Below are 3,708 nucleotides of genomic sequence, written 5' to 3'. Positions count from 1 at the left end.
AGGATGCCCCCCGGACCCATGGCGGTGCGGGACAATCTCGCGCCGTCGATGACGGGCGTTTTGCCCCGCTTCCTAAGTATGTCGATGATTTGCCCTTGCCCCGCCATATAATTCCGCGATCCGGTCACAACAATTGCCTCACCCCCCGCGCCATGCAGGGAGGCGTGGAGGATTTGCCCCCCGGCGGCGCCGACCCGGGCCGACAGCAGCGCGCCCGCCGCAGGCAGGCTCCCCCTTCGACCGGCTGCGGCCCCCCGCAGGGCCGCCAACAGGCGCGCATCCCCGACCCAGGACAGGATATCCCGATCAATATAGGCCAACACGGCCGCCGCACGGTCATCAGCCCGGGCAAGGCCGGACCAGCCGAGGCTGATGATCAGGAGTAGAACAAAGGCCGAATGCCACATGGAACCATACCGCGCTGCTGGGATTCCCCGCAGGCTATGGCGTAACCGTTAAGTCCGGGTGAAGCGGGCACCGCCTTTGTCAGTCGGCCCCGCGAAACCCCGTCGCGACAACGAACTTTTCCGAAGAATCCGACCGGCTGGCGGGCGGTTTGATATTCGCAACCTTGGCGAACCGCTGTTTCAGCAACTTCTGCAGATCGCCCTCCGCCCCGCCGGCCAGCACCTTGGCCACGAAGGTACCGCCTTCGTCCAGCACGTCGAAGGCGAAATAGGCAGCCGCCTCGCAGAGCGCGATGATCCGCAGATGGTCCGTCTGCTTGTGCCCCGAGGACGACGCCGCCATGTCCGACATCACCACATCGGCCTTCCCGCCCAGCCATTCCTTCACCTTCTCGTCCGCGTCATCCTCCATGAAGTCGAGCTGATGCAGCTCGCACCCCGCGATGGGTTCCATCTCCTGCAGGTCGACGCCGAGGATGGTGCCGATGGCCTTGCCGGATTTTTCCCCCAACGCGTTCACCCGCGGCACCGCGACCTGACACCAGCCGCCCGGGGCCGCGCCCAGATCGACGACCCGGGCCCCCGGCACGAGAAAGCGGAACTTCTCGTCCAGTTCCAGCAGCTTGAAGGCCGCCCGCCCGCGATAGCCTTCGGCCTTCGCGCGCTTCACGTAAGGATCATTCAATTGCCGCTGAAGCCAGCGCGTCGAGCTGAGCTTGCGCCCGCGCGCGGATTTCACCTTGACCTTGAGATCGCGCTGCCCGCGCCCCGAGGTATTCTTGCCGTCCGGCGTCTTTGCCATCTCAGTACTTTCCTTCTTCGAGAACGCCGTCCGCGCTCATCTGTGCGTAGAGCAGCCCCTCGCGCAGGCCCCTGTCGGCAACGCTCAACCGGTCCGTGGGCCAGCAGCGCATCAGCGCCTGAAGTATCGCCGCCCCGGACATGATCAGCGCCTGCCGGTCCTGCCCGATACGCGGATCGGCACGCCGCCCGCCCGGCCCCATCGCCAGATAGGAATGGATCACCTTGTCGATCTGCGCGCTGGTCATGCGCAGCCCGTCCACCTTGGTCCTGTCATAGCGCTTCAGCCCCAGATGGCTCGCCGCGACGGTCGTCACGGTGCCGGAGGTGCCGACGATCTGGAACCGCTCCTGCGGCTGGGCCGACTGATAGGGTGTGAAATCGGCGAGGTTCTCTTCGAAAAACCAGCTCATCAAGGCAAAGCGCGCGGCGTCGTCCTCTACGTCGGAAAACTGGTCACGCAAGGTAGCAACCCCGAGGGGGACCGAAATCCAGTCCACCACCTTGGCCGCCGGAATGTCCGATACCGCCTGCTTGAACCCGGTATGCAGCCGCATGATGGATTGCGCGCGGTCCGCCTTGGGCACATGCCGGATGTCGATCCAGACAAGCTCCGTCGAGCCGCCGCCGATGTCGACCACCAGCAGGTTTTCCGTCTTTTGGCTGACGAGGGGCGCGCAGGAGATGACCGCGAGCCGCGCCTCTTCCTCGGGCTTGATGATATCGAGCCGCAGGCCCGTTTCACGCTGGATCCGCTGCATGAAATCGGCCCCGTTCAACGCACGGCGGCAGGCTTCGGTGGCGACCAGCCGCATGCGTCTGACCTTGTTACGCCGCAATTTCTGCTGACAGATGCGCAGTGCCTGTATGGTGCGCGCCATCGATCCGCGCGACAGGCGCCCGGTCTTTTCCAGCCCCGCCCCCAACTGGACGGACTTGGAAAAACTGTCGACCACATGGAAACCGCTGCCCCTAGGCTGGGCGATCAACATGCGGCAGCTGTTAGTGCCCAGATCCAGGGCTGCGTAAAGCTCTTTCGATCCGGACGGAACTGGCGCGGGGCTCAGAGCCGTTGTGAAGTCGAGCGCGCCCGCACCTCTGGGACGCTTTGGCGCCATGGTTCGCGCCTTTCATATCGAGTTGGCTTCAAGGTAATGGTTCAGGGGCTTTCACGCAAGCGTCGCGAGTTGTCGCAGCCGGGTTTCGCGACAGGGGGTCTGCCCTTCCCCGCACCATTGTGCGAAAACGACCCCAAGTCGTTACCGTACCCCGTTTCGTCGAAAACCGGCACCGGGGGGAACGGTGCTTCACTTAGACAGGGCCAAACGGCGCGAACGGGGAATCATCCATGCCCGAAGTTACAATCGTCTACTGGCGCGACATTCCCGCGCAGGTCATCGTCGGCAAGGGCCGCCGGGGCACCAAGCGCGCCTTGCCCGAACGGTTCGAACAGGCCATCGACCGTGCCGCCATGAAGGTGAACGCCCGCGACAGCGATGCCTATCTCGCCGAATGGCGCAAGGCCGAGCCGGTCGAGGTACCGGGCACCGACGACGCAGCCGTGGCCGATGCGGAAGTGTCCCGCATCGAGGCCGAATACGACCGCGACCGCATTCGCAAACTGATCGAAAACGACGGATGGGCCTGAAGGCCCGATGACCACATTCAGGGATAACATCATGTCTTTGCTCAACTTCCGCCGCAAGGAAACCCCCGCGCCCGAGGCCCCCACCGCCGCGGTAGAGGCCTTCCTCAAGGATTACTCGATCGAGGTGATGCCCCGCACCGCCGAAAAGGTCGACAATTTCCGCGATCTGCTGCCCGAAGGCACCCGCGTCTATATCGCCCATATCGAGGGCACGCCGATCGAGGACATGGTCGCCACCGCAAAACGCCTCAACGCGGATGGCTACAAGGTCATGCCGCATTTCCCGGCGCGTATCATCAAGGACCGCGCCACGCTGGAAAACTGGATCGCCATGTATCAGGGCGAAGCGGATGTGCGCCAGGCCCTGCTGCTGGCCGGCGGCGTGGCCACGCCCCACGGCGATTTCGAGGATTCCATGCAGCTCATGGAAACGGGCCTCTTCGACAAGCACGGGTTCGAGCGGCTGCATGTGGCCGGGCACCCCGAGGGGAACCGCGACATCGATACCGACGGCACCCGCCTGCGGGTCGACGACGCGTTGAAGTGGAAGCAGGGCTTTTCCGAACGCACCGATGCCAAGATGGCCATCGCCACCCAGTTCGCCTTCGAGGCGCAGCCGATCATCGAATGGGCCGACAGCCTGAAGTTCGCAGGCATCGACCTGCCCATTCACATCGGCATCGCGGGCCCCGCGAAACTGCAGACGCTGATCAAGTTCGCCATTGCCTGTGGCGTCGGCCCCTCGCTGAAGGTATTGCAGAAACGTGCGATGGACGTGACCAAGCTGCTGTTGCCTTACGAGCCGACAGATGTGATCAACGAGCTGGCGGCCTACAAGGCCGAGAACCCGGA

At 64.2% G+C, this 3,708-nt stretch carries 5 protein-coding genes; 2 read left to right on the top strand and 3 right to left on the bottom strand.

From position 1 onward, the window contains the following. From A3764_RS26155 to A3764_RS21540, 3 genes are all read right to left on the bottom strand, one after another. A partial coding sequence (locus A3764_RS26155; protein ID WP_236628292.1) for a hypothetical protein occupies positions 1 to 407 on the bottom strand: 407 nt, incomplete at its 3' end. A gap of 79 nt (positions 408 to 486) precedes the next feature. After that, positions 487 to 1,209 (bottom strand): RlmE family RNA methyltransferase, encoded by a 723-nt coding sequence (locus A3764_RS21545; protein ID WP_067920822.1) that lies wholly within the window; start codon positions 1,207 to 1,209, stop codon positions 487 to 489. A 1-nt stretch (position 1,210) separates the two neighbouring features. Next, entirely contained in the window at positions 1,211 to 2,326 is a 1,116-nt protein-coding gene (locus A3764_RS21540) for a Ppx/GppA phosphatase family protein (protein ID WP_067920820.1), read from the bottom strand. Between the two features lie 230 nt (positions 2,327 to 2,556). Between A3764_RS21540 and A3764_RS21535 the strand changes: the two genes are divergently transcribed. Both A3764_RS21535 and A3764_RS21530 read left to right on the top strand, forming a co-directional pair. Then, the gene (locus A3764_RS21535; RefSeq protein ID WP_067920818.1) at positions 2,557 to 2,856 is read left to right on the top strand and encodes a virulence factor; all 300 of its coding nucleotides are present in this window, start codon (positions 2,557 to 2,559) and stop codon (positions 2,854 to 2,856) included. A gap of 31 nt (positions 2,857 to 2,887) precedes the next feature. Further along, on the top strand, positions 2,888 to 3,708 hold an 821-nt coding region (locus A3764_RS21530), incomplete at its 3' end, for a 5,10-methylenetetrahydrofolate reductase (protein ID WP_067952093.1).

It is taken from the genome of Sulfitobacter sp. HI0129 (assembly GCF_001635395.1).
GTDB lineage: Bacteria > Pseudomonadota > Alphaproteobacteria > Rhodobacterales > Rhodobacteraceae > Sulfitobacter.
Note: the sequence above shows the minus strand (reverse complement) of the source record. Positions and strands in the feature narration are given on the sequence as shown.